This window comes from Bacillus sp. B-jedd (genome assembly GCF_000821085.1).
Classification (GTDB): Bacteria; Bacillota; Bacilli; order Bacillales; family Cytobacillaceae; genus Bacillus_D.
On the sequence record NZ_CCXR01000001.1, the window covers coordinates 2265962 to 2291225 of the forward strand.

Annotated in this window: 29 protein-coding genes and 1 pseudogene; 11 read left to right on the forward strand and 19 right to left on the reverse strand. The window is 42.1% G+C overall.

Translation table 11 applies throughout. From position 1 onward, the window contains the following. Positions 1-9 precede the first annotated feature (9 nt). From BN1002_RS11095 to BN1002_RS23730, 6 genes are all read right to left on the reverse strand, one after another. Complete coding sequence (locus BN1002_RS11095; RefSeq protein WP_048825089.1) at positions 10-354, reverse strand: hypothetical protein; 345 nt, start codon at positions 352-354, stop codon at positions 10-12. A gap of 64 nt (positions 355-418) precedes the next feature. Further along, positions 419-739: an alpha/beta fold hydrolase gene (locus BN1002_RS11100; protein ID WP_048825090.1), complete on the reverse strand. Its 321-nt coding sequence runs from the start codon at positions 737-739 to the stop codon at positions 419-421. 14 nt (positions 740-753) lie between these two features. Further along, complete coding sequence (locus BN1002_RS11105) at positions 754-939, reverse strand: hypothetical protein (protein WP_048825091.1); 186 nt, start codon at positions 937-939, stop codon at positions 754-756. A gap of 144 nt (positions 940-1083) precedes the next feature. After that, positions 1084-1842 (reverse strand): ATP-binding cassette domain-containing protein, encoded by a 759-nt coding sequence (locus BN1002_RS11110; protein WP_048825092.1) that lies wholly within the window; start codon positions 1840-1842, stop codon positions 1084-1086. A gap of 26 nt (positions 1843-1868) precedes the next feature. Further along, complete coding sequence (ssuC, locus tag BN1002_RS23725) at positions 1869-2633, reverse strand: aliphatic sulfonate ABC transporter permease SsuC (protein ID WP_048825093.1); 765 nt, start codon at positions 2631-2633, stop codon at positions 1869-1871. An 18-nt stretch (positions 2634-2651) separates the two neighbouring features. Next, complete coding sequence (locus tag BN1002_RS23730; RefSeq protein ID WP_048825094.1) at positions 2652-3638, reverse strand: sulfonate ABC transporter substrate-binding protein; 987 nt, start codon at positions 3636-3638, stop codon at positions 2652-2654. A 210-nt stretch (positions 3639-3848) separates the two neighbouring features. Between BN1002_RS23730 and BN1002_RS11125 the strand changes: the two genes are divergently transcribed. The 3 genes from BN1002_RS11125 to BN1002_RS11135 all read left to right on the forward strand — a co-directional run bounded on the left by BN1002_RS11125 (position 3849) and on the right by BN1002_RS11135 (position 6059). Continuing rightward, positions 3849-4121: a YqhV family protein gene (locus BN1002_RS11125; protein ID WP_048825095.1), complete on the forward strand. Its 273-nt coding sequence runs from the start codon at positions 3849-3851 to the stop codon at positions 4119-4121. Between the two features lie 162 nt (positions 4122-4283). Beyond that, entirely contained in the window at positions 4284-4784 is a 501-nt protein-coding gene (locus tag BN1002_RS11130) for a DUF3231 family protein (RefSeq protein ID WP_048825096.1), read from the forward strand. 54 nt (positions 4785-4838) lie between these two features. After that, positions 4839-6059 carry an MFS transporter gene (locus BN1002_RS11135; protein WP_148362869.1) on the forward strand — a complete coding sequence of 407 codons (1221 nt, stop codon included), beginning with the start codon at positions 4839-4841 and terminating at the stop codon, positions 6057-6059. 1 nt (position 6060) lies between these two features. Here BN1002_RS11135 and BN1002_RS11140 read toward each other — a convergent pair whose 3' ends face one another. Together BN1002_RS11140 and pssA are read right to left on the reverse strand one after the other, a co-directional pair. Next, positions 6061-6672: a YitT family protein gene (locus BN1002_RS11140; protein WP_048827897.1), complete on the reverse strand. Its 612-nt coding sequence runs from the start codon at positions 6670-6672 to the stop codon at positions 6061-6063. A 114-nt stretch (positions 6673-6786) separates the two neighbouring features. Next, the gene (gene pssA, locus BN1002_RS11145) at positions 6787-7278 is read right to left on the reverse strand and encodes a CDP-diacylglycerol--serine O-phosphatidyltransferase (RefSeq protein WP_048825098.1); all 492 of its coding nucleotides are present in this window, start codon (positions 7276-7278) and stop codon (positions 6787-6789) included. Between the two features lie 167 nt (positions 7279-7445). Between pssA and BN1002_RS11150 the strand changes: the two genes are divergently transcribed. After that, the gene (locus BN1002_RS11150) at positions 7446-7970 is read left to right on the forward strand and encodes a D-glycero-alpha-D-manno-heptose-1,7-bisphosphate 7-phosphatase (protein WP_048825099.1); all 525 of its coding nucleotides are present in this window, start codon (positions 7446-7448) and stop codon (positions 7968-7970) included. A 238-nt stretch (positions 7971-8208) separates the two neighbouring features. Further along, a complete protein-coding gene (locus BN1002_RS11155) occupies positions 8209-8457 on the forward strand; it encodes a sigma-G-dependent sporulation-specific acid-soluble spore protein CsgA (RefSeq protein ID WP_048827898.1) in 249 nt (82 codons plus the stop codon). A gap of 252 nt (positions 8458-8709) precedes the next feature. On the opposite strand, the gene BN1002_RS11160 is transcribed toward BN1002_RS11155, so the two are convergent. The 4 genes from BN1002_RS11160 to BN1002_RS11175 all read right to left on the reverse strand — a co-directional run bounded on the left by BN1002_RS11160 (position 8710) and on the right by BN1002_RS11175 (position 12504). Then, complete coding sequence (locus BN1002_RS11160; protein WP_048825100.1) at positions 8710-9312, reverse strand: hypothetical protein; 603 nt, start codon at positions 9310-9312, stop codon at positions 8710-8712. 29 nt (positions 9313-9341) lie between these two features. Beyond that, on the reverse strand, positions 9342-10379 hold the full coding sequence (gene ltaE / locus BN1002_RS11165; protein ID WP_048825101.1) for a low-specificity L-threonine aldolase: 1038 nt from the start codon (positions 10377-10379) through the stop codon (positions 9342-9344). A gap of 108 nt (positions 10380-10487) precedes the next feature. Then, positions 10488-11141: a potassium channel family protein gene (locus BN1002_RS11170; RefSeq protein ID WP_048825102.1), complete on the reverse strand. Its 654-nt coding sequence runs from the start codon at positions 11139-11141 to the stop codon at positions 10488-10490. Between the two features lie 25 nt (positions 11142-11166). Continuing rightward, complete coding sequence (locus BN1002_RS11175) at positions 11167-12504, reverse strand: TrkH family potassium uptake protein (protein ID WP_048827899.1); 1338 nt, start codon at positions 12502-12504, stop codon at positions 11167-11169. Between the two features lie 376 nt (positions 12505-12880). On the opposite strand from BN1002_RS11175, the gene BN1002_RS11180 reads away from it, so the two are divergent. Then, positions 12881-14368 carry an MFS transporter gene (locus BN1002_RS11180; protein ID WP_048825103.1) on the forward strand — a complete coding sequence of 496 codons (1488 nt, stop codon included), beginning with the start codon at positions 12881-12883 and terminating at the stop codon, positions 14366-14368. 53 nt (positions 14369-14421) lie between these two features. Here BN1002_RS11180 and BN1002_RS23735 read toward each other — a convergent pair whose 3' ends face one another. After that, entirely contained in the window at positions 14422-14568 is a 147-nt protein-coding gene (locus BN1002_RS23735; protein WP_148362765.1) for a lmo0937 family membrane protein, read from the reverse strand. Positions 14569-14807: 239 nt separating this feature from the next. Between BN1002_RS23735 and BN1002_RS11185 the strand changes: the two genes are divergently transcribed. After that, positions 14808-16103: a NarK family nitrate/nitrite MFS transporter gene (locus BN1002_RS11185; RefSeq protein WP_048825104.1), complete on the forward strand. Its 1296-nt coding sequence runs from the start codon at positions 14808-14810 to the stop codon at positions 16101-16103. A gap of 37 nt (positions 16104-16140) precedes the next feature. Here BN1002_RS11185 and BN1002_RS11190 read toward each other — a convergent pair whose 3' ends face one another. Continuing rightward, positions 16141-16947: a LysM peptidoglycan-binding and 3D domain-containing protein gene (locus tag BN1002_RS11190; RefSeq protein ID WP_048825105.1), complete on the reverse strand. Its 807-nt coding sequence runs from the start codon at positions 16945-16947 to the stop codon at positions 16141-16143. 226 nt (positions 16948-17173) lie between these two features. Here BN1002_RS11190 and BN1002_RS11195 point away from each other — a divergent pair, with 226 nt between their 5' ends. Further along, entirely contained in the window at positions 17174-18172 is a 999-nt protein-coding gene (locus BN1002_RS11195) for a DoxX family membrane protein (protein WP_048825106.1), read from the forward strand. A gap of 59 nt (positions 18173-18231) precedes the next feature. Here BN1002_RS11195 and fdhF read toward each other — a convergent pair whose 3' ends face one another. The 4 genes and pseudogenes from fdhF to BN1002_RS11215 form a co-directional block, all read right to left on the reverse strand. After that, complete coding sequence (gene fdhF, locus BN1002_RS11200) at positions 18232-20331, reverse strand: formate dehydrogenase subunit alpha (protein ID WP_331386326.1); 2100 nt, start codon at positions 20329-20331, stop codon at positions 18232-18234. A gap of 184 nt (positions 20332-20515) precedes the next feature. After that, positions 20516-22711 carry a PAS domain-containing sensor histidine kinase gene (locus BN1002_RS11210; protein ID WP_442853413.1) on the reverse strand — a complete coding sequence of 732 codons (2196 nt, stop codon included), beginning with the start codon at positions 22709-22711 and terminating at the stop codon, positions 20516-20518. A gap of 36 nt (positions 22712-22747) precedes the next feature. Continuing rightward, positions 22748-23059, reverse strand: a pseudogene (locus tag BN1002_RS24505) (MHYT domain-containing protein); the annotation flags it as partial. 154 nt (positions 23060-23213) lie between these two features. Then, positions 23214-24059, reverse strand: a complete 846-nt coding sequence (locus tag BN1002_RS11215; protein ID WP_048825108.1) for a DUF1206 domain-containing protein — start codon at positions 24057-24059, stop codon at positions 23214-23216. Between the two features lie 163 nt (positions 24060-24222). On the opposite strand from BN1002_RS11215, the gene yhfH reads away from it, so the two are divergent. The 3 genes from yhfH (at position 24223) to BN1002_RS11225 (ending at position 24968) form a co-directional block, all read left to right on the forward strand. Further along, positions 24223-24354, forward strand: coding sequence for a protein YhfH (yhfH, locus tag BN1002_RS23280; RefSeq protein WP_442853414.1), 132 nt, complete (start codon positions 24223-24225; stop codon positions 24352-24354). Positions 24355-24472: 118 nt separating this feature from the next. After that, complete coding sequence (locus BN1002_RS11220; protein WP_048825109.1) at positions 24473-24718, forward strand: hypothetical protein; 246 nt, start codon at positions 24473-24475, stop codon at positions 24716-24718. A gap of 61 nt (positions 24719-24779) precedes the next feature. After that, positions 24780-24968, forward strand: coding sequence for a hypothetical protein (locus BN1002_RS11225; protein ID WP_048825110.1), 189 nt, complete (start codon positions 24780-24782; stop codon positions 24966-24968). Positions 24969-25018: 50 nt separating this feature from the next. Here the strand turns inward: BN1002_RS11225 and BN1002_RS11230 are convergent, their stop codons facing one another. Next, positions 25019-25204, reverse strand: a complete 186-nt coding sequence (locus tag BN1002_RS11230) for a cold-inducible protein YdjO-related protein (RefSeq protein ID WP_048825111.1) — start codon at positions 25202-25204, stop codon at positions 25019-25021. Positions 25205-25264 lie beyond the last annotated feature (60 nt).

The following is a 25264-nucleotide window of genomic DNA, read 5'->3' on the forward strand; positions in this document are numbered from 1 at the left end:
TTGTGTTCACTATTTTGCATTACGACCGGAAGGCTGTTGGGGAGACAACTCTGAAGAGAACTCTGCCATAGCCGTATTTCTCAACATGGAACCGGGCATCATCCGTTCTGCCGCGTTCTGGATTTTCGGCAAAAAGCGGCGGTAGCGGGTTTTACGCAGCCCCATAGCCGTGGCGCTAATGCCGAGTCCAACAAGTGAAGCCCAAAACATCCGTTTATTCTGCCTGCTGCTTGCTATACCTCTGAACAGTGAAGCCACCATCCGGAAATTCATATGCAGCCGCTCCTTCCATAGTTTAATCGGAATCCCGAAAGGCCTTCCGTTATTAGTATCATGAGCTTTAACTTCCGGCATACGAATGTGTTCCAGCCAGTTTTGGAATTTTTGACTGTAAAAATTAGATTTCTGAACTTTTGGTTCAGGCCGGAAAGCGCTCTTCCAGCCAAGCCTTTAAAATCCTTTCAAGGTCTGGATGAAGGGGCAGGGCCGATTCTCTCACAATGTCTTTTTTCGCACTGAAAGGCGTTGAACGGGCCTCGATATATTTGCAAGAGTGTCCCATATTTTCAATAACAGTAAAAGAAGCATCTCCTTTTACATACTCAGGAAGTTTCTTAAGTACGCCAGGATCCGCTTGGATGTCATATTCTCCGGTAACACCGAGAACGGGACATTTCACTTGCGTTAGGTCATCGCGGACATTAAAAATTTTTGCAAGACCTATCAATAAATAAAGCACCGGAAAATTTCTTTTTACCGGTGCCTGCTTTTTTGCTTTTCCATTATTTCGTATGATTTCTCTATGATATCAGTTAAAACATCACCTTTATAAATCCTGCCAACTTTCATATTATCCTGGTAATAGGCGACAATCTCATCTAACTTCTCGTATGTCTCCTTCGTAATCCGCACATTTAATTGCATTCTTTGATTTTCCAAGCCATTCACCTGCTTATTAAAATTGCTAGCACTTGATATCAACGTACTATCTGATTTATATCATCTGCTAACCCTTTTAATTATAAACCATTTCTTCTTATTTTTGAAATAAAGCAATTATTTTCACGAATCGTAGATGCCTGCCTACTTTCCGACAAGTTTTAATTCGTTCTCGCTTCTATTTTCCATGATCCGCTTTAAAATATCCTCAACATGGCATTGAAATGCCCGCTGGGCCCGCTGCCTCGGCCTTGGCAGATCAATCATTCTGTCCATGACTATTTTACCGTGCTCAATTAATATCACCCTGTCGGATATCGCTACAGCTTCTTCTACATCATGTGTAACTAAGATTGACGTGAATTGCCGAGTCTTCCATATTTCCTCTATCAGGTCCTGCATTTCAAGCCTTGTAAGGGCATCCAATGCCCCAAGCGGCTCATCGAGGAGAAGTATATCCGGCTCATGCATCAGCGCCCTTGCAAGCGCCACCCTCTGTTTCTGCCCGCCCGAAAGCTTTGATGGCCAATCCTTGTATCTTTCTGCAAGTCCTACATTCTTCAACGAACTAAGTGCCTTTTGCTTCCAGTCACCGGAAAGGCCAAGGCCTAAATTTCCCAACACCGTTTTCCATGGCAGGAGCCGTCCATCCTGGAACATGATTCTTGCTTCTTTATTCAAACCATTAAGTTTTTTTCCCTTTATTAGAACCTCTCCAGTGTCATATAATTCAAGGCCTGCGATCAACCGCAGCAATGTGCTTTTTCCGCATCCACTTTTTCCGACAATCGAAATGAATTCGCCTGGAGCTGCCTCGAGGTTTATTCCATTAAGGACAGTCCTGTCTCCGTATTTTTTGACAAGATTCCGGGTTAGAACATATGGAGTATGTTCAATATCCACAGATCAATCACCCCTTTCCAAAACACTCAGGCATTCCATTTCAGCCATCTATCCTCCATCGCCCTAGCGATTACGTCCGATAATTTGCCAAAAAGCGCGTAAAGGACAATGCTAAGCACGATCACATCCATTTGAAAAAACTCCCTTGCATTCATGGCCATATAACCAATTCCAGAATGCGCTGAAATTGTTTCCGCTACGATTAGTGTAAGCCACATGACCCCCAGTGAAAAGCGGACTCCTACTAAGATAGAGGAAAGCGCACCCGGAAAAATGATGTTGAAGAAAAGCGGCATACCTTTTAATCCATAAGCTCTTCCCATCTCGATCAATCCTTTGTCAACTGACTTGATCCCGTGATAAGTATTGATATAAATTGGGAAAAGCACACCAATGGAAACGAGGAAAATCTTGGACGTTTCGTCTATTCCAAACCATAGGATGACAAGGGGAATCATGGCAAGATGGGGAATGGTCCTCAACATTTGAATGGAAGTATCAAATATTAGTTCCGAGAGCTTAAAAATGCCGTTAAAAAGCCCAAGAATAAATCCTAAAGTACCGCCAATTAGAAATCCCGCCACGGCCCTCCACAGGCTTACTGAAATATGTTCCATTAATTCCCCAGTGCGCATAAGATGAATCCCCGCCTTAAAAACAGCAGTCGGAGCGGGGAGTATTCTCGCTGGAATGAGCCCCATCAAGGCAAAAGCTTGCCAACAAATTAAAATAAAAAGTGGGAAAATCCAGGGAATCATTTTGGAGCGATATTTTTTAAAAAGAGGCATCATTTTGAATGTCTCCTTTAGTTATTTTAGTACATCTTCAATATCTATTTTTTTCGGTATTATCTTCAGTTTATAAAAAGTATCGGCAATTTCCTGCTGCTCCTTGACTATCTGCGGACTCATTTCATCCACTCCATAAATTCTGCGTTTCACCGCTATTTCAAGAGATTCCTCATCCACTTTAAGGATTGGCGAAAGCAATTCCACCAACTCTTTATGATGTGCATTTGCCCACTCTAAAGATTTTTTCACTTCAGCAATAATATCTGCAATCACCTCTTTTTGTGTGGCAAAATCCCTGCTCGCGAGAAAAAAGTCCCTGTCTGTCGTAAGCCCTTCTCCGTTAACAAGCATCCTTGCTCCCGCATTGACTTCCGCTGATGAGGTAAATGGATCCCAGACTACCCATGCATCTATGTTTCCCTTTTCAAATGCAACCCGGCCATCTCCCGGTGCAAGATATGCAGGTTTAATATCTGTATATTGAATCCCGGCTTTTTCCAGTGCTTTAATAAGCAGGTAATGGGAACTTGAGCCTTTTGCGAATCCTATCGTCTTCCCTTTCAAATCACCAAGTGACTTAATTGGGGAGTCTTTTGGAACTAGAATCGCGCTGCCGTTAAATTTGGGCTTGCCCGCTGCTATATACACAAAAGGGGCATCAGCAGCCTGGGCGAAAATGGGAGGCGAATCACCCGTCCTGCCAAAATCAATGCTGCCGGCGTTGAGCGCCTCAACCAAAGCCGGACCTGCCTGAAATTCCCGCCATTCAACGGTAATGCCTTTTTTCTCAAGTCTTTTTTCAAGTGTCCCAAGAGATTTTAGGATAACAAGAGGCCCGTTTTTTTGATAACCAATGCGGACGGTCTTTATTCCTGCTTTGCCATCCGCTGTTCTGGCCTTTTCTTGTTCTTTTGATCCGCCCACTGTACAGCCGGATATGAGGGATCCCATCAACAATAATGCCACTATCCAAAGCATAATCGATTTTACACGGCAAAGATTCATAAAAGCACCCCATCCTTTGCATTAGACTCTAGGCGCATTAATCAACCTGTTTTAAATGTATGAGCAAAAAACAGATAGGTTCCTGTCCATTGAAAATTTTTTTAAGTGGCCGGGATCGGTTTTAAATAAATGAAATTTTCAGCAGTTTGTTCTGATCAGCCATCAGTCTTTCATATACTGGTTTTGAACTTGTCCAAAATGGAGGGCTATATGTTTACAGTCATTGAAAAAACAGTTCTGGCCATGTCTTTTTTGCGAATTGTGTCCGGGGGGATTGAAATATTCGCCGCTTTGCTCATGCTGAAATTTAACGCCGTCGAAAAGGCATTGCTTATCAATAGCTCTCTTGCTCTAATAGGACCGCTCATACTTGTTTCCACAACGACAATCGGCCTGATTGGAGTAGTAGAAAAGGTTTCTATGCTTAAGTTAGTTTGGGTATTTGCAGGAGTCGGCTGCATTCTTTATGGGATAAAACAATGAGGGACACCGGGGCGGCAAAGGGCTGCCCATTTTTAATTTCAGCCTAATGGAAGACTTGAAAATATTAATGGAATATTAGCGGACAGCATCAAAAATAAGGGTGATATTTTTTTAAAATCCAACTCATACTAATCCTAACTCGAATAGATGGGAGAGAAAACGATGGGAATTATGAGTGGGAACCCGCAGGATGAACCTCTTCATGCTGGCGAAGTTTTTCACCTATGGTCACATTTGCTTGGTACGAAGGCATATCTTGTGGCACTGCAAGTGTTCACAAATCATTCTGGTGACCATGACCTGAAAGTATTTATTGAAGATTTAATGGAAAATTGCGTAAAACAGGAAGAACAGCAAGTTGAAGCGATCCTTAAAGAAAATGGGATTCGCCTCCCTCCTGCCCCGCCTGATAGGCCAAATGTCTCCACCGAAGACATTCCTGCAGGAGCCAGATTCAACGATCCCGAGATTGCAGCCCTCCTTACAAGAGACATTGCCTGCAGCAATGTCCTGTCCAGTTACATAATGGGCATTGCGATAAGGGCGGATATTCGTGAAATGTTTGGAGATTTTATCACACAGAAAACCGAGTATGCCGATAAGCTTTCAAAAATCAGTAAGGAGAAAGGCTGGCTTGTACTCCCTCCACTTAATCTCAAATAAGTAATACTACAAACTAAAAAGGAGTGCTGCCCAGTGGCAACAAAGAACTCGGGAATGACTGTAGCAGCTATTGGTTCCATCCCACTCATTATGACACTGGGAAACTCAATGCTCATTCCCATCCTTCCCCAGATGAAAGCGGAACTGGGCTTAACACAGCTCCAGGCAAGTTTGACAATCACAGTTTTTTCTATCGCAGCAGCAATTTTCATTCCAATTTTGGGTTACTTATCAGACCGTTTTTCAAGAAAGATCATCATTCTGCCTGCCCTTATTCTTTATGGCGCTGGAGGCTTGCTTGCAGGTTTCACATCATCCTCCCTTGATAACCCCTATTGGTGGATCTTGGCCGGGCGTACATTACAGGGAATCGGCGCCGCGGGTACAGCTCCAATCGCTATGGCGTTAACCGGCGATTTATTTAAAGGCGGCGAGCAAAGCAGGGTACTGGGGATCGTCGAAGCATCCAATGGACTCGGTAAGGTGTTGTCCCCGATTCTAGGGGCCGTTTTTGGCATTATTACATGGTTTGCTGTTTTTTTTGCCTTTCCGGCGATTTGTTCGATTTCCATCATACTGACAATATTCTTTATCAGGGAAAAAAGCCACCGGCAGGCGCCCCCTCCTTTTGGCAAATATTTAAGGGGGCTGGCAAGTGTTTTCAAATTTGAAGGGCGCTGGCTCCTGACAGCCTATCTTGCTGGAGCCACTTGCCTATTTACCTTATTTGGCATTCTGTTTTATCTGTCCGATGTACTTGAAAAGCAGTATAAAATAGATGGGATTGTAAAAGGGTTGATTTTGGCCATCCCGCTACTAGTGATGGGGATATCTTCTTATATAACCGGGAGTAAAATCGGCAAAAACCTTGTAGTCATGAAGCGCTTGATCGTGATTGGCATGGGGCTGATGACCATTTCTTATTCCTTGCTGATTTTCTTTGAAAGGCTGATACCGTTCCTTTTTGTCTTGATATTTAGCAGCATTGGTACCGGGCTTGTCCTGCCATGCCTTAACAGCCTGATAACCGGGTCTGTCGGTAAGGAAAGGCGGGGGTTCGTTACTTCCTTATATGGTTCTGTCCGTTTTATCGGCGTTGCTATTGGACCGCCTATTTTTACCAGGCTCATGGTATGGTCAACGACAGGAATGTTTTTGTCCATCGCAGCTTTAACATTGGTGGTAGGAATTCTTGCTGCCACTTTGATCCACGTCAACGGTAAAGGAGATAAGAAAGATAAGAGCAAATTTTCATTCCGGTATAACTATGTTTAACTTACTTCTTTCTATATGCAAAAGGATAGCCATAATAAAAACGTATTTTAAATACGACATCAACAATTTTTGTAGAAATCCATTGGCTTGCTAATGCTTGAATGATAATTTCCCATTTAATAATGGAAGCGGTCAGAAGGAATATGACTCCATTGATCCAAAAAAGCGGTCTTCCAGGAAGGATGCCTCTCATCGAAGAGATGATAAGGGCTAAAACCCCTACACCTCCGTTGGATACTCCCTGCCTGAGGAGGAGGCCGACTCCCGCGCCTAGGAATAATGAACCTGTCAACAAGTCAATCCATACATTCTGAAAAGGGATGGCAATTAATTTTTGGCTAAAATAAATGGAAAGCGAAGTGACAGTAATGGCGAACATCGTCCAGAGCGTGCACTTATTTCCAAGGTACTTTATTGCTAGTACAAGCATAGAGAAGTTCACTGCCCACAAAGCAAAGCCCATATCCAGGTAAAAAAAGTAATTTAGAAGGACTGCGATTCCGCCCGCGCCCCCCGAGGGGATGCTATGGGGAAATAAAAAGAGGCCCATCCCCAACCCCTGGATGAGGCCTCCTGCTGTTACAATTGCGGCTTTCTTTATGAATTTGCCCATATCCACCGTCCCTGTTTTTTTCACATAGGAGTTTATACTCCATGTTATTCAGCATATAGGGAAAGTAGTACAGGCCTTTTCACGAATGAAATAATCATGGAGCCTGAAGAGAGGTTAGAATTTTTTCACTCTGATGGGACTCACCATCAAGATTGCAAGCAGGATGGTAATATAGGCATTGCTATAGTCAAACAGCGCCATACCGGCTATTATCATACCGGCAAGGGGGATTGGTATGCCCATGAAGTAGCCAATGGTGGGACTTGCACTGAAACGAGCCAGCCTCAGTGCCCCCATGGCAGCATAAAAGGTAAAAGCGAAGGATGTAAGCATCGAAGGAGGCGCAAGCGAATAAACAAGCAACGCGGGCGCAACCCCAAAGCTGACAATATCGGCAAGTGAATCAAGTTCCACTCCGACTTCACTATTGACGTTTAGCCTCCTTGCTATTCTTCCGTCAAATAAGTCCATAAGCGCGGCTGCGAAAATCAATAATGCTGCAAATCCAATAACGTCATTCATATTTAAGATGATGGAAAATATCCCGCAAAGCAAGTTGCCTATCGTAAACCAGTTAGGCAATGACCGTACGACTGGTGATGGCATTGCCTCACCTCCTCTATTTTTTATAGAGCTGCTATCACTCTGTTTCCCTAATATGAATACATTTATTCCTGAGTTTTACTTTTTAGGAATTATCAACAATGCCCGGTTTAGTGTCCATATGTAAAAGGAACACTAAGAAGAAAACATATACTGGGAGCTGTTGTACTTTGAAAAAAGCGATTTTCCTCGACCGTGATGGAGTGCTGAATGAGGTGCTGACTAAAAGAGTGAAGTTCGTCAATCATCCTCAACAGCTTTTTTTGTTGGATGGCGCCTCAGAAGCAGTCGCTCGGCTTTCAAAAGCAGGATATCCGATTTTTATCGTCACAAACCAAGGTGGGATCGGTCTAGGGTTTATGTCAGAGGAAAAGTTGGACAGAGTCCATGATCGGCTTCGTGAATTATTAGCTGAAGAAGGAGGTGCTATTACCGGCATTGCCTACTGTCCACATAAACCGAACGCGGGCTGTGAATGCAGAAAGCCCAGTCCCGGTTTGCTTTATGGACTGGCAAAGAATCATCAAATCGAGCTTAAAGGCTCAGTAATGGTGGGTGACCACGAAAGGGATATCGAGGCAGGCATTGCAGCCGGATGCAAAACGGTTTTCATAGGAACTGGAAAATCAAAAGCCGACCATGTAGCCCCCAGCCTTCTCGAGGCGGTGGAACCAATACTTGCCTTACTTAAATAGTCGTGATGGGAAAATGGGCATTGATACTAAGGCTGAGTTATAAGTGAGTGTTGATTTTCAAAGAAGTTGATTGGAACGGAGGGGACTGACTCCAGCGGGATGAAGCGGCACGTGGAGACCCCACAGGCGTCTAGGACGCCGAGGAGGCTCCACGGTCCGCCCCGCGGAAAGCATGTCCCTGGAGTGGAAATCAACAATCAAGAATAACAGGGCCAATACTAAAAAGGAGATCGATTCTATGGATCAGACATTAGCTTATTTAAGGGAGATAGTATCAAATTATACAGAAAGCCATGGGGAGGGAAAACAGGTTTATGGCCACCTCCAAAGTTTTAGAGGAAGTGAATTGGATTTCATAAAGAAATTATCACAAAAGGAAATACGCTTCCTTAATGAAATTTTGCCTGAGGAAATAAAATATGCTCTTGATGAACAGGATGAAAAACGAGCGATGGAACTCAACAGTGTTTATGAGCAACTGATATAGCTTATCTGTTTTTTTCAAAATGATCATTTAATGAATTTGTGGAAATAACTTTATTTCCTGGGCAAGCGCAAAGTATGACAAATAGTGATAAAAAGCGGTGATTCCTTTCCAAGGTCAGACAAAATACATTATAAAAGAGCAAACAACGTCAAAGGATAAAAGCACACCTGACAGCGCTATTTTCTTCCCAGCCCTATTATCCCATAAAATAAAAAGGAGGAATGTCCGTCTGCGGACTTCCTCTTTTCTTGTTCAATCCATAATTGGGTCATCATAGTTATCAGTGACATTCATTTTGTACTGCTCGATTTTTTCATTGATTCTCCATTGGATTCCGGCCAGCTTGGAGGAATAGGATAGAGCGATTTCTTCTCCTGACTTTGAAACGAAAGTATAGCCATCTAGCTTGATGGATCCATTGGAATGGCGGTATACAAGTTTTACCTCCTCCATTTCACTCCACTTGTATTCGCTCTCACCGAATCCTAACAGTTTGTTATAGAAGATACCACTATCTGTGGCATAGTAATAATTATCAACCGCACCGATGAAAATTGGCACACAGAAAATCAAAAGAGATAAAATGGACACTCTCTTTTTACTTTCCGCCCCCTTAAAGGCAGACACAAGATAGATCGTAATGACAACAGCCGCAAGCACCATACCTGCCATAAAAGCCAGATAGGCGCTTGGCGGCGTCTCAAAAAACCAGTATTTCTGGTGGTTTTCGTAAAACATGCTATGTATTGAAGCGACTATAACAAATGGCACAAAAAGACTGCTGATATATAAAATGATTGTATAGGCAACTAGCTGAACTTTCCTTTCGTCACTTGTACGGGTGCTGATTATCAATTGTTTATTTCCCCCTGTTTTCTCTCTTTTTATAGCAATTTACTGCGTTCGGCAATGGATTTTATGCAAGAGACCGTTTTTTGGATATCGCTCTCATGAACTCCATAGTTTGTAACCAGTCTGATCAATCCGCTGCCAAAACCACCAACAAGAATGCCTGCGGCTTTCATTTCCTCAACGAATAACTTCTCCTCCATGCCTGTCCTGCTGACATCCACAACGACAATATTAGTTTCGACTTCGTTTACTACAGCTACATTCCTTATATTCGCAATGCCCTCTGCAAGCATCCTGGCATGCTGATGGTCCTCATGAAGGCGGCCTGGCATTTTTGTCAGAGCTATAAGGCCGGGAGCGGCAATTACACCAGCCTGGCGCATTCCTCCTCCGAGGCGTTTTCTCCATTTCCTTGCCTTTTGGATGAAATCCCTGTTCCCTGCCAACAAAGACCCGACAGGCGCACCTAGACCCTTTGATAGGCAAATCTGGACACTGTCACTGTTTTTGGCAAGCTCGCTAACGGGTACACTAAGCGAAAGAGCGGCATTAAAAAGCCTTGCACCATCCAGATGGACCGGGATTGAATGTTCTTTAGCCAATTGATGAATTTTTTCCATATTTGATAGCGGTATGCATGCCCCACCAGCCCGATTATGTGTATTTTCCAGGCATATCAAACCAGTTTCAGGATAATGAATATCTTCCCCCCGGATGGCCTCACTCACCCTATTCGGATCCATCGCCCCACGGCTGCCCCGGATTGTTCTTGTCTGAATCCCAGCCAATGCAGAAGCGGAGCCTGACTCGTAATAAAATATATGGGATTCCTCCTCCAGGATTATTTCCTGGCCTGGCTTGCAATGAACAAGAATGGCTATTTGGTTCCCCTGCGTTCCACTTGTAACAAACAAGGCTTCTTCCTTGCCTAAAAGATGGGCAGCGGTTTCTTCCAGCTTTCTTACTGTCGGATCTTCTCCATAAACATCATCACCTACTTCCGCCTCGTATGCGGCAGCACGCATTTCCTCTGTTGGTTTCGTGACTGTGTCGCTTCTTAAATCAATCATGTTCGTCCTCCACTTTTTTGAAAATTATGACCTTTCCTATATTTTACCTTATTAAAACTTAAAAGGGGTAACAAAAAAGCGGAAGCCGAATTCGGCCCCGCTCCCATCTTATTGGAGGTTCGCAAACTTTTCTAAATCTTTGTTACCGCCAATTACAACGAGGACATCCCCTTGGTCAATAATTTCATCCGGTGATGGAGAGATATTAATGGTCTTTGCATGCCTGATTGCAATAACACTTAAATTATACTTGGCCCGTAAGTCCAAATCCCTTAATGATTGATTCGTCATCGACTCCGGCACCTTGATTTCTTCTACACTATATTCCTTGGATAGCTCAATAAAGTTGAGAACATTGGGGGAAAGCAGCATATGCGCCACTCTTTCTCCCATATCACGTTCAGGGAATATCACCCAGTCGGCCCCTACTTTTTTCAATACCTGTCCATGAGGCTTATTCAGCGCCTTGGCAATCACTTTTTTTACTCCTTCCTCTTTTAAGAGGAGAACTGTCAAAATACTTGCCTGAATATCGTTGCCAATCGCTACAATAACGGTATCAAAATTTCTGATTCCAATTGATTTAAGAGCTTCAGGATCAGTCGAATCAGCGATGACTGCATGAGTCACTGCTGATTGGGCGTCCTCCACCCGTTCCTCGTTCACATCAACGCCAAGGACCTCCTGGCCTGCCTGATACAAGTGGCCAGCAAGGCTGACGCCAAACCTGCCTAGCCCTATTACCGCGTATTGTTTCACCATTCTTTATGCACTCCTCACAGTTTAATCAGCCAATCATTATTTTTCCTTTTGGATATTTATATGGGTTCTGCTTCCGCCTTAAAGTTATGGCAAATGCAACCGTTAAAGGGCCTACCCTGCCCGCCAGCATCATAATTGTAATGATAATTTCTCCTGCCGGCGATAAATGCGGTGTCAGACCCATCGACAAGCCGACTGTGGCAAAAGCAGAGGTTGTTTCAAATAAAATCATTAAAAAATCATAACCTTCTTCCGTTATCGTCAGGAGCATTGCCATCACCATTATGAGGACAAGGGCGCTGAAAGTAACTGTAAGAGCTTTATAAATTATTTCATAACCCACTCTCCTCCTAAATAAAACAACATCCTCCCTCCCTCTTATTTGAGACCAAACTGCACCAATAAGGGTGGCAAAGGTTGTCGTTTTGATTCCCCCTCCTGTCGAGCCTGGTGAGGCTCCGATAAACATTAAAAGAATGGTAAGAAATAAAGCAGATTGCGTCATATCGCCAATACTGATTGTATTTGCTCCGGCTGTCCGGGCTGTAACGGACTGGAACAATGCACCTAGCATTTTGCCTTCCGTGGATAATGGCCCAAGTGTCTTGCTGTTTGAGAACTCGAGCAAGAAGATAATAAGTGTGCCAGCAAGCAGCAGCCAGATAGTTGTCGACAGGACTACTTTTGTATGGAGTGACACCCTCCTGGTAGAACGGTATTCAAAAATATCATTCATAACAATAAAACCGATCCCGCCAATCACGATTAACGAGCTGATTGTCAGGACTACCGTAGGATCATCAACATAGCCAGTCAAGCTTCTAAATTCCCCCATCAAATCAAAACCGGCATTATTAAAGTTTGAAACTGAGTGGAAGATACCGTAATAGATCGCTTTGCCAAGTGGCATATCAAAGGAAAACCTGATTGACAGGATAAGCGCTCCAATCGACTCAAAAAACGCGGTAAAAAAAAGGATTCTTTTCGCCAGCCTGACTATCCCCTCAATGGAAATATTATTTAAGGATTCCTGCAGAAGAATCCTTTCTTTAAGCGAAATCCTTTTCCTAAGCAAAAAAGCAAACAGGGTGGCAAAGGTCATAAAACCCAAACCGCCAACTTGTATTAAAGTCAGGATAACAAGTTGGCCAAAAATCGTAAAAGTTGTACCCGTATCTACAACCACAAGCCCAGTCACACAAGTGGCAGAAGTTGCGGTAAAAAGGGCTTTAATAAAAGGCAGCCCGTCACCATCCACCGTTGATACAGGCAAGGATAACAATGAGGCTCCAATAAAAATGATCATGATAAAACCGAATACGAGTACTTTAGGAGGATCCAACGCGATTTTTCTAAAGTGCATATAAAATTCGCCTTCTTTTATATAGAGATAAAATGATATCAAAGCCTCTGCTATAAGGAATGGTTTACCACCCCTTTTGACTTTCTAATCATAAGTCCACTTGCAATGGCTGCCAAGCAAAAAATGTATTAAATTATGAACTTTTTTTGTTTTTCTCCATTCTGGAAGTTAATTGGTACACAATAGCCTATATTAAGTTAATAAAGCAACTATTTAAGTGTAAATATAGTATTATTTAGGTGTCGCTAATAAATTCGTAATGGCAGAATTACTTTATTTATGTCCAAGTTAAAGTCTATTGGGAATTTTTCCACTATATAATTTAAATAATATAAACACCCGGGTTTGTCTAAGCATGTTAAAGAGGGGAATGTAAATGATTCAAGGGAAAAAACAGGTTCTCATTCAAACAAGCAGCTTGCTCGCAGGCTTTATGATTTGGGCTCTAATCTCAGCACTTATGCCATTCATAAAAAATGATTTATCTATTTCTTCCGCCTATACCGCTTGGATTATTGCGTTTCCAATATTTTTTGGTTCAATTTTCCGGATTCCAGCTGGCTATTTTACAGAACGATATGGTGCAAGAAAAGTATTTGCCATTAGTTTTATCTTGCTAATTATCCCAATACTGATGATCACTAAGGCTGAATCTGCGAGCCTGCTGTTAGTGGCAAGCATGTTGCTAGGAATAGGGGGAAGCATATTTCCAGTTGGTACAACTTCCCTGCCAAAATACTTTTCCGAAAACAGACATGGAGCTGTCAACGGCCTATATGGGATTGGAAAAGCGGGAACCGCGATTACAGCCTTTCTTGCCCCAGTACTTGCTTCGGGTTACGGCTGGAGAGACACTGTGGAGGGCTTTCTTATTCTTGCAGCCATATTTGCCGTAATCAATCTTTTATTCGGGGATAAAAAGGAAAGAAAGGTTAATGAAACCATCTTGACCCAGGTCCAAAAGGTTTATAAAAATAAAAAACTTTGGCTTCTTTGCACTTTCTATTTTTTAACTTTTGGTTCATTCATTGCTTTCTCAGCCTATCTGCCCATTTTCCTAGTTAATTATTTTGAGCTGCCTCCAATGGATGCAGGCGTGCGTACAGCTATATTTATTGTTCTTTCGCTTTTATTCAGGATTTCCGGCGGTTGGTTTTCGGACAAAATCAATCCTTACTCTGTCCTAGTTATCGCTTTTGCCGGCCTCAGTTTTGCAGGAGTACTTTTATCCTTTACCCCTTCCTTGCCTATATTTTCATTTGGCTGCCTATTAGTTGCCGTAAGTTCGGGTCTTGGGAGTGGAACAGTTTTCAAACTTGTTCCACTATACTTTTTTAAACAGGCCGGCATAGTAAATGGTCTTGTAACGGCATTGGGCACTTTGGGCGGTTTTTTTCCTCCTCTCCTCGCTGGGGCGGCTTATCATTTGACTGGCCACTATTCAATCGGGTTTATGGCCTTATCCCAGACTGCGCTTGCATGCCTGATCCTTTCGGTATGGACTTATTACAACGAGAAAAAAAGCATTTCGGAACAAATCATTCATCACCATGATGACGGTATTACCGTAACGGATGCGGACGGAATCATATTAAAAGTAAATCCGGCTTTTACACGGATAACAGGATATTCGATGGCAGAGGTGAAAGGCAAGACACCGAGCGTCCTTCAGTCAGGTGAACATGATAATGATTTTTATCGGAGAATGTGGTTTAGCCTTAAAACCGATGGGAAATGGGAGGGTTTGATTTGGAACAAACGAAAAAATGGGGAGATTTATCAGGAGCATCTAACGATAAAAGCTGTTAAAGATGCCATGGGAGAAACTAAAAATTATATAGGGATTTTTCGTGAAACAAATTGAATATCCATAAAAAAAGTGCTGCCATATGAGCAGCACTTTTTTTATGCTTTTATTTACCTGGCAGCCCTGTTTTTGAAAAAATTGAAAATAAACAGGACAACTGCTGCTACTAAAAGGATATGAACTAGCCCGCCTGCAACTTTAAAGACCAATCCCAAAACCCAAAATAATACAAGTAGTCCAATAATGGTCCATAACATGGCAATCTTCCTTTCTATCTGTTTGCAACTAGTTTACCCATTCTCAGCCTAAGAAAAACTAATGTTTTTAGTAATCGAAATTTAGTATGTTTTTTACAACTTTTTGAACAGAGTCCCCTTTTCACAAATCCTTCAAAAATAGAGTGACGAAAATCACATTTAAGATGATAACATCACCTTATCATTACATTAACAGCACCAACTTAGTGATAAATCGATTTTCGGAAGGGGTAAAAAAGATGGCGCGAATTAATTATTGGAATCCTGAGGATGAACAGTTTTGGAAAAAGGAAGGAAAAAAACACAGTAAGAGAAATTTATGGATTTCTGTTCCTTCACTCATGCTGGCCTTTATCGTTTGGCAAATCTGGTCGGTCGTTGCAGTCCGGCTCAATGACATTGGCTTCAGTTTTACTGATGAACAGCTATTTACACTCGCTGCAATCCCTGGACTTGTAGGGGCGACCTTAAGATTTGTTTACACGTTTGCCGTAGGAAAAATAGGGGGCAAAAACTGGACTGTTATTTCTACAGCAGTGCTTGCAATCCCGGCCGTTGGAATTGGAATCGCTGTTCAAAATCCTGATACACCGTTTTCTATCATGCTGCTTCTTGCCGCGCTATGCGGATTGGGAGGAGGAAACTTTTCCTCTTCAACGGCGAACATTTCCTTCTTCTTCCCTAAGAAAGAAAAAGGAACTGCCCTTGGAATCAATGGTGGGCTTGGAAATATGGGCGTTTCTGTTGTCCAATTCATTACCCCGCTGGTCATCACTTCAGGAACCTTTGCTCTTGTGGGTGGTTCTCAGTCATTGCCGGACGGATCACAGGTTTATCTACAAAACGCAGCTTTTATTTGGGTAATCCCAATTGTAATTATGACAATCGCCGCCTATTTTGGAATGGATAATCTTCCAACTGCCAAACAGTCCGTATCAGAGCAGTTTGTAATTGTTAAAAGAAAACACACATGGATCATGACAGTTTTATATATTGCAACTTTCGGTTCATTCATTGGATATTCGGCCGCATTCCCATTATTGCTGAAATCCCAATTCCCGCAGCATGTGTCTTTGGCTTTCCTTGGAGCTTTGCTTGCGGCTTCCGCAAGACCTGTAGGCGGTTGGATTGCCGATAAGCTTGGTGGGGCCAGAGTGACCGCTTACGTTCTTATCGTTCAGGCAATTGGAGCTATGGGAGTTATTTTCTTCCTTGGTGAAAAGCAGTTTTCAGGCTTCCTTGCTTCTTTCCTGGTTTTGTTCGTCGCATCTGGAATAGGTTCAGGTTCAACCTTCCAAATGATACCCGGGATTTTTATCCCGAAAGAAGCTGCTCCGGTTCTTGGTTTCACTGCGGCATTCGCTGCATACGGATCATTTTTCATTCCGAAATTATTTGGATGGTCAGTAAACACCACAGGGACACCTATTACGGCATTCTACTTCTTTATTGGTTTCTATGTGATCTCATTCGTTTTGAACTGGTTCTTTTACCAAAGAAAGAGCGCTGCCGTCCTTATGAAACAAGCATCCTAGATTCTAAGAAAAAAACCGCCAGCTGGCGGTTTTTTTTCTATTGAAGGATAGTTACTTTCACTGTCCTTCTTCCCCATTTTAAGGCTTCTTCCTTCGAAGGGATGAAAATATCAATTTTATTCCCTTTGATGGCGCCCCCTGTATCTCCAGCAATTGCATGTCCGTAGCCTTCTACATAAACTTTAGTTCCAAGCGGAATAATGGAAGGGTCTACTGAAATGACCTTCATACCCGGATTATTTTTTAAGTTTATACCAGTTGCTGTCACTCCTGAACAGCCTTTGCATGAAGCCGTATAGGCAGTGGCGCTCACTGTCAGCACTTTCCCTTTTACTTGTGCGGCAGCAGGTTTGTTAACCTGGCCGGCTGCCGGGGAAGACGGCGCGTTTGATACTGCTTTCACTTTCTTCACCGGGTTCTCTTTAGGAATCCTCACGGTCTTGCCAGATTTAATTGTTTTGACAGGTACTGACTCAGTAGAAGCAACCTTTGGTCCGCTAACTGATAACAAAGCACCTGGAATAATTAAATCATCCGTAAGTTTGTTCCAACCTTTAAGATCCTCGACGGAAATATCGTTTTCACGGGCGATTTCCCACAAGGTATCCCCACTCTTTACCTCATAAAGCTTTTCAGGATTAATGGTAAGTGTGGAACCCGCAAAAATGGTGTCTGAAGTTAAACCGTTCAATGCCATAATATTTTCAATTGTAGTGTTATGTACATTTGCCAGTTTGGATAGTGTGTCCCCATAATTAACTTCGATTTCCTCGGCTTGCGCGTTGGCGCCGACTGTAGTAGAGAGTGCAGCCGCCATGATCAATGTTCCAAATGTTTTTTTCAAGTCGATTCCTCCCTTAGTTTTTTGAAGCTAACACTGTAAATCTTAGCATGTAAAAATAAAATACCAAGAACAGAGGGATGTTAATTGAGTAACAACAATGACGGGAATTTTACGTTTCGATAACTAATTTTTTGAATTTTTAAAAAGCAGTAGTTTAAATAATGGGATTTTTAGCGGCTAAAATAAAGTTTTTGTGGGTAATGGAATTTTTAAGGAGGTTTTCAAAATGAGGAACAAACTATATTTTTATCTATTAATTATCGGCGTAGCCGCTACTCCGCTTCTTACGGAGGCTCATGTAAAATGGTTCACCGAGGCTGTACCCGAAAAAGCGGCCATTGAAGATATTCTTTCACCCGTCTTCATCTCTGTCTCGATTGGCGTTGCCTTAATACTGGCCGCGCTTCCTCAGCTGCTCCCATGGATGATGAAATGGAAGCCTTTCGAAAAAATAGACAGCCGTCTTGATGGGTTACGAAAGTACTCACGCTTAATCTTGAAGTATGGGACTGCGGCAGCTTTAATCATTCAAGTCGTAATGGGAACTATTTTTGCTCCTGAAATTCACCTGCCTTCCATGGAGGTAACCGTGCTTGCATGGCTTTCGATTGGGCTATTGCTCATCCCTCACCATTATGCAACAAAAGCAGGGGCTCTGATTTTATTCGGAATATTTGTCTATCTTACTCCTTTACATGGTGTATTTCATATGCTGGATTATGGTTTCTATCTGGCTGTTATCTTTGTACTGCTAATTGGCAGTACAAGGTTGGAGCAATGGGGTTTCCCTTTCTTATACTTAGGCACAGGCCTTTCCCTTTGCTGGGTTGCAGTGGAAAAATGGGTTTTTCCGGGTCTTTCCTTGGATATCATCGCCCATCATCATGTTCCGACCTTTGGATTTTCACCAGGGATTTTTATTTTGCTAAGTGCCTTTATTGAATTCGTTGTCGGTTATCTTTTAATCGTTGGCGTTCTAAATCGATTGCTGGCCTTCATATTAACAATTATCTTTATCTTAACGACTACATTATTTGGCTGGCTCGAACTTGCTGGGCATTTTATCATCCATATCATTCTTGCTATTTTTATCATCGAAGGAGTGTCGTTTTATAAACCTCCTATCTCGATACATAAGACCGTTGCAGATCAAGTTGTTTTTGTTTTCTTGAACTTTATATTCGTATTGGCGACATTTGTACTGATTTATTACCGCTTTGCGTGATGCGGCAAAAACGCCCAAAAATAATTAAAGGAGCAGAAATGATCTGCTCCTTTATGCTTTTACAGCGATTCGATTGACACTGCACATGCTTTATATTCAGCTGTTCCTGAAATTGGATCATATTCGTTCAGTGTCAGGACATTCGTTGGTGTTTCATGCCAGTGGAAACTCATAAATACAAGACCCGGCACGACCTGTTCGGTTATTTTGCATTTAACGGTCAATTCACCGCGGCGTGATTTAACCTTGACCAATTCACCGTTTTCAATGCCGAGTTTTTCTGCATCTGAAGGATGAATATCCAACGTCTCCTCCGTTTGCCTGATTTTCACTCCCGAAGCGTAGTATCGGGTTTGTGTATGGGTATTATACGACTCATATCTTCTGCCTGTTGTCAGGGTAAAAGGATACTCTTCGTCAGGCATTTCCAGTGGAGCGGTATATTCAACCGGGACAAATGGCGATTTGCGCTCTGTTTGTTCACTCGAATGAAACCTTTCATGCATGATCAATGTACCAGGATGGGTTTCGTCCGGGCATGGGTAATGGACGGAGTAATCTTTATCCAGACGCGAATACGAGATTCCACCATACATCTCCCACGCCAGCTTCCTTACTTCATTCCAAATTTCTTCGCTGTTATTATAGTTCATCGGGTAGCCCATCATAGTTGAAAGCTCACAAAGTATTTCCCAGTCCTCTTTTGTTTCCGGATGAGCTTCCACAGCTTTACGCACTCTTTGGATCCTTCTGTCAGTATTAGTGAAAGTGCCATCCACCTCTCCCCAGGAGCGGGCCGGAAGAACAACATCCGCGAACTCAGCAGTTTCTGTCAGAAAAATATCCTGCACGATAAGCAAATCCAATTTTTCAAGCAAAACTTTTGTGTGGTTCATATGGACATCGGCAAGAAGCGGGTTTTCGCCAATGACATATATAGCTTTAATTTCACCTGTTTCAATTTTATCGAATGTCCGTGTTTGTGTATCGCCGGCATTGGGATTAAGAGTGACGCCCCATTCTTTTTCATATCTTTCCCGGTACTCGGCATTTGCCAGGCTCATCGCCCCGGCCAGTTGGTTTGGCAGGCAGCCCATATCGCCGGCGCCTTGAACGTTATTTTGGCCCCTCAGAGGCATGATGCCGCTTCCTTCCTTGCCGATATTCCCTGTCAGCAAAGCCAGATTGGCGATATCAAAGACATTATTTACGCCGCAATGATGCTCGGTAATCCCGAGAGTATAAGCAATCATCGCTCCGCTCGCAGATGCGTATTCCCTAGCAGTTGCGACAATATCTTCTGCCGGGACTCCGGTGATGGAAGCGGAATATTCAGGCGTATATAACTCAACCCGTTTTTTTAGCACCTCGAAATCGTCTGTATGTCGAAGGATAAATTCTGTGCTGTATAGCTTTTCTTTTAGAATTACATGAATAAAAGCATTAATGAGAGCAATATCGGAACCGACATTTATTTGAAGATGCCGGTGGGCAAATTTCGTCATATCGATTTTCCTCGGGTCAATGACGATCATCTTCAGTCCGGATTTTATTGCCTTTTTAATACGATTCGCAATGATTGGATGTGCCTCGCTCGTATTCGATCCCATCAGTAAAAGAACTTCTGCCTTGTCGAAATCATCAAGTGTGTTCGTAGGGAAACCGCTTCCAAAAACAGTTGCCAGACCGGCAACGCTAGGAGCGTGTCAAGTACGGTTGCATCCGTCAATATTATTGCTGCCTATAACAGTCCTCATGAATTTTTGCGTGACATAATTGGATTCATTCGTTGTTCTTGCACAAGCAAACATTGAAATGGCTTCCGGGCCAAATTTTGATTTGATGGAACCGAGCTTTCCAGTGATGAAATTTAAAGCTTCCTCCCATGTAGCGGGTACAAGCTGGCCGTTTTTCCTCATTAAAGGTGAATTCAGCCTTTTTGGAGAATGGACATATTCGTACCCAAACGAACCCTTGACACACGTCTGACCCTTGTTGACAGGCGCTTCCTTATCGCCGCGGATTTTGACTATTTTATTGTCCTGTACTTCCAGGACAAGCCCGCAACCGGTACCGCAATATCCGCATACCGTTTTAACCAGATTTGCTTCTCCCAATTTTCTCCCCCCTATTAATAACATAAAGCCTGATATAACCATATTAATTCATTTTTGCTGCCGCTTGTGAAGAGATTACTACATTATTTTGACAGCATTATGAAAAATACATTAAATACTTTCTATTACTAATCTACTTTATTCGAAAAACAAACTGCTATGATGGTTATCACTATATAGAAAGACCACAGAAAAAGGAGGGATTTCTCCCTCCTTTTATGTTGAACTAAGCTGTTTTTGCCGGAAGGACTATGTTGAAGGTCGTACCTTTATTTGGCTCACTTTCAACAAATACTTTTCCATTATGGCTTTCAATAATTTTGAAACTTACCATAAGCCCCAGTCCGTTTCCGTTCTTTTTAGTTGTATAAAACGGTTCGCCGAGTTTTTTCAATTTTTCTTCAGGTATACCAACGCCGGTGTCCTGAATGGATATTTGGACATTATTATCATGGATGCGTGTTTTCACATGCAGTTCCCCGCCATTTGGCATAGCCTCAATTCCGTTTTTAACAAAGTTCAGGAAAACCTGCTTAAGCCGATTTTCATCACATTCAATTTGTACAATATCGTTTGAATAATCAAAATGGAGTCTGACATTCTTTTTGCGTGCTTCAAATTCAAGGAGTGCCAGGACATTTTGTATAACAGGAATGACATTTTTCTCTTCAAGCTCGACTGCCTTTGGTTTTGCTAAAACCATGAAATCTTCAACAATTACATTCACCCGCTCAATTTCGTCGAGAATGATGTTTAAAAATTCAAGCCTTTCTGGATCTCTTTCATCGAGCTGCAGGAATTCCGCATATCCTTTCATAGATGTCAGTGGATTCCTTATTTCATGGGCCACACCGGCTGCGAGTTGGCCGACAGCCGCCAATTTATCCTGGCGATGAAGCATTTCTTCCGTCTTTTTCCGTTCAGTAATATCATTTCTAATTGCAAGGTACTGATAAGGACGCCCCTTTTCATTGAGGAATGGAACAATCGTAGTATCCACCCAATAATACGTCCCATCTTTCGCCTTATTCCTGATCTCACCCTTCCAGACGTTTCCATTTCCTATTGTGCTCCATAAATCCTTGAAAAACTCTTTTGCATGAAAGCCGGAATTTAATAAACAGTGGTCCTGCCCAATCAGTTCTTCCCTTGAATACTGGGAAATCAGACAGAAGTTATCATTCACACTTTGAATAATACCTTTTCCATTTGTGATGGCAACGATGGATGATTGGTCGAGGGCGAATTTGAAATCCTCAATTTCTTTTAGTGAAGCCTTTAAATTCTTCTCTGCAGTCTTTCTGTTAGTAATATCAGTTCTTATCGCTACATACTGGTAGGGCCTGCCTTTGTGGTTCAAAAATGGAACGATTGTCGTATCAACCCAATATAACGTCCCATCTTTGGCCCTGTTGCATATTTCTCCTTTCCATACATTTCCCTGCCCGATTGTCCTCCACAGTTCTTTGAAAAATTCTTTGGAATGTGTCCCGGAATTCAATATACGATGATCCTGCCCGATCAATTCTTCACGGCTGTATTTTGAAACCTCGCAGAATTTTTCATTGACACTTGTAATTAAACCTTTGGAATCGGTAATAGCGACTATAGAGGATTGATCCAGGGCAAAAGTGATGTCACTTATCTCTTTATGCCTGTCAAGCAGCTCCGCCTCGGCATTTTTTCTATTCGTTATATCTGTCCTAATGGAAACGTACTGATATGGCTTTCCTTTAGAATCAAGGAAAGGAACAATTGTCGTATCAACCCAATATAGAGTTCCATCTTTTGCTTTATTGCAAATCTCACCATGCCAGATACTGCCCGATTGGACAGTGTTCCATAGATCAGCAAAGAACTCTTTTGGATGATAACCGGAGTTCATCAATCGATGGCTTTTCCCGATGACCTCTTCCCTGCTGTATTGCGTAATTTCCAAGAACTTATCATTCACTTCCACGAGGTTGCCATCTTTATCGGTAATGCCCACAATCGCTGAGGCATCAAGTGCCGCCAGGACGTCCTTCAAATGGCTGTCGGCTGCGGCAAGCTTTTTACTGATCAGCGTACTGGAAATGATTAATCCACCAAATATGAGAAAGGCAACAAACAAAACAAGATAAACGATAAAAGAATCCTCAAACATGAAATTATTATTTGCAACCGGTGCCTTCCCATAATTCGAGGCCCTTTTTAATAAAAAATGACCTTGCGCTATTGCGGCCGTGATAATTGCCGCACTGACAGGCTTTAACCAGGCTGTGTTATTCCGTTTAAAATTTTCTGAATAAAAGAGCATCCATAGTGAAAAAAGAAAAGATCCAAAGATTAGCAGGCCTGCAATGCTAAAAATTAAAGGATTAAAGCCAATACTAATTTCCATGGAGTACATTCCAATAATATGAATGGAAAAAACGGCCATCGTTAAAAACAGGCTGCCAATTATTATGCTTGAAAACTTCACTTTGTCGGCTGTTAAGGCTGTGAATGCCATACCCGTAAGGGAAATGCCGATAACCATTGACAAAAGAGTAAGAGGTATCTGATAAGTGGAAAATCGGTCAATGTCCTCAGCAAGCAAGCCAAGAAAATTGATAACCCAAATACCGATACCCATTGAAAATGTACCGCCGATGTAAAGCAAGCCTTTATTCTTTTTTGAGGAATGGATTAGCGTAAACATATCTAAAGCGGTGTAGGAAGCCATTATAGTAAGTGCAAAAGCAAAAATTAGTAAAACAGGACTGAATGTGTAGGCAAATTCACTCATTGTCAAGTATCAACCCCTGCGTTTTATACATTTATAATTTAATTGTAATAGAAAGTTCACAATTTAGAAAGGGAAAATTAAGAAACTCGTAAAATTTTGCCATATTTTTAAATACAATCTAAAATAATCTCGCCTCTTTCAAACTTTCACTCTTTTATTGCAGATTTATTTCCCTTCTTTTTCCTTTTATAACTTGGAATAGACCGTAAGAAATTAATCCACCCGCCACAAAACTGATGACCAGTTGACCATAAGGCTGTCTATATAAAAACGCCAATGCACCATCCGTCCCAAACAAATCACCAGCCTTGGAATGATAGGCAGCTACGATTCCTATATATCCGACTACACAAAAAAGGAGGCCTCTTGCTGCCATCCCAAACCTCCCCGATTTCCTTCCCATATTTAATTCTTCCTGGCTCATCCTGCTTTTTTTCAACATTTTTGTAAAATCTCTTGTAAATGCAATAAATATTTCTTTAAGTCCAAACACAATGATGCCAGCACCAATTAGAATAATCGCCCAGCGGCCTAGCCCGGACGAGAGGATAATTTTGAGTATCTTCTGTTTTTTTCCTGAGCCAGAGCCGGAATGCATGGCAAGTGACACAGCTTTATAAATAAGGAAGCTGTGGATGGCGGCACTCCCAATATTCCCTGCTCTCCTGGACAATCCCTTTAATTTGCTGCCCGACCCGTCGGGATCCTTGATACCTTGGACGGTTTTCCAACAGACATAACCTAATAGGCCTACCGCGATAGCCCATAACAAAAGCTCGCCAAATGGTTTTTGAGCTACCTCCACAAGAGCCCCTTCTGTTCCCTTCGGTCCTTCTTCCAGCCCGGCTGTTCCCATGAGAGTAAGGATCCCCGCAAGGATATACACAATTCCTTTTGATATATAACCGACTCTTGCCAAAAATATGATTCCTTTGCCGGCGCTCTTTTTTATATCTTCCGGTATTTCTTTCTCCTGTTTATTTGAAAACATATCAGACATGGTCATTTTCTCCTGCTCTTTTTAGTCCACATTCCCGGGAAAAGATGCAAAAAAACCTCCCTTCTACTAATTATTTATTCACATTTTAGATAAAGGGGATTATACTGTACTATAAAAGGGAAAGGTTTTTAAATCTGTATTATATAAGGAGGGGTTTTAATTGTTGATAAACCCGGTTGAATTCTTTCGTAATCTGCCTCAAAAGGAATGCCCTGTATGCGGTGAAAAAATTCAAGAACAGGCCGAATCTTACTTAACGACATGTGACGGCTGCGCCGCGTCAAACTTGGAATAAGCATATATCCGGTTCCCGCTGGGCGGGAACCGTTTTTTTGTTTTCTTCACCCACAAGTTTGATTTGGTATAAATATGTTTAAATAATGATAATGACCATTATCGAGGAGGTCCTGGGGATGGAGCTAGTTCAATGGAGTTACACAAAAAAATATAATATTAAAGCCCTTTTTGATAAGTTCCCCTCCTCACCAGTCATTTTCAGGCAAATAAAAGAGTATTATTTTGTTTATACGATAAAATGGAACCCCGATGATCCACCGGTAGGAACAAATGACCTCGTAAAAATGGAGACACTCCTTAATACTGAATTTGGTACTCTGGAATACTATCAAAAAAGAAAAGCTTTTAAATCCTTGAAATAATCAGTGCCCTGAATAAGCGGATGGCTAAAGGTATATGCTAATTTCCAAGGAGCTGAATGCAATGAAAAAGAATACAAAATATACAACCCCCGCTATAAAAAATCCAGTTTTTACCATTAAAAGCGGAGATACATATCCTAATCCCGAAAGTATCCCGGGGGATTCTGTGGATGAACATAAACAGCTTGAAGAAGCTAATACCATAATGAGCGGAGACGAAATTAAACAGCAAAACGAAAACCTTTCATGAAAAAACAAGAAAGCCGGGCCCGCATGAAGAGCAGCACCCGGCTTTTTTCATTAAATTTCAGGAAGATCCCTTACTCCGAAATCCATCGCACTCCCACACATCGGACACAACAAATCAGATGAAACAAAATTTTTACGCATCCAGCCAATGCAAGAGTCATCACTACATGAATAGACCTCGGTGCTGACCAGTACCTCCTCTTCTTTTTCAACAGGAAACCTTTTACCGAAAAACAAATCGATCGCCTCCTTCTTTTCTCATCCCGACTCATTCGTTATGTAGTATTTACCTTTATT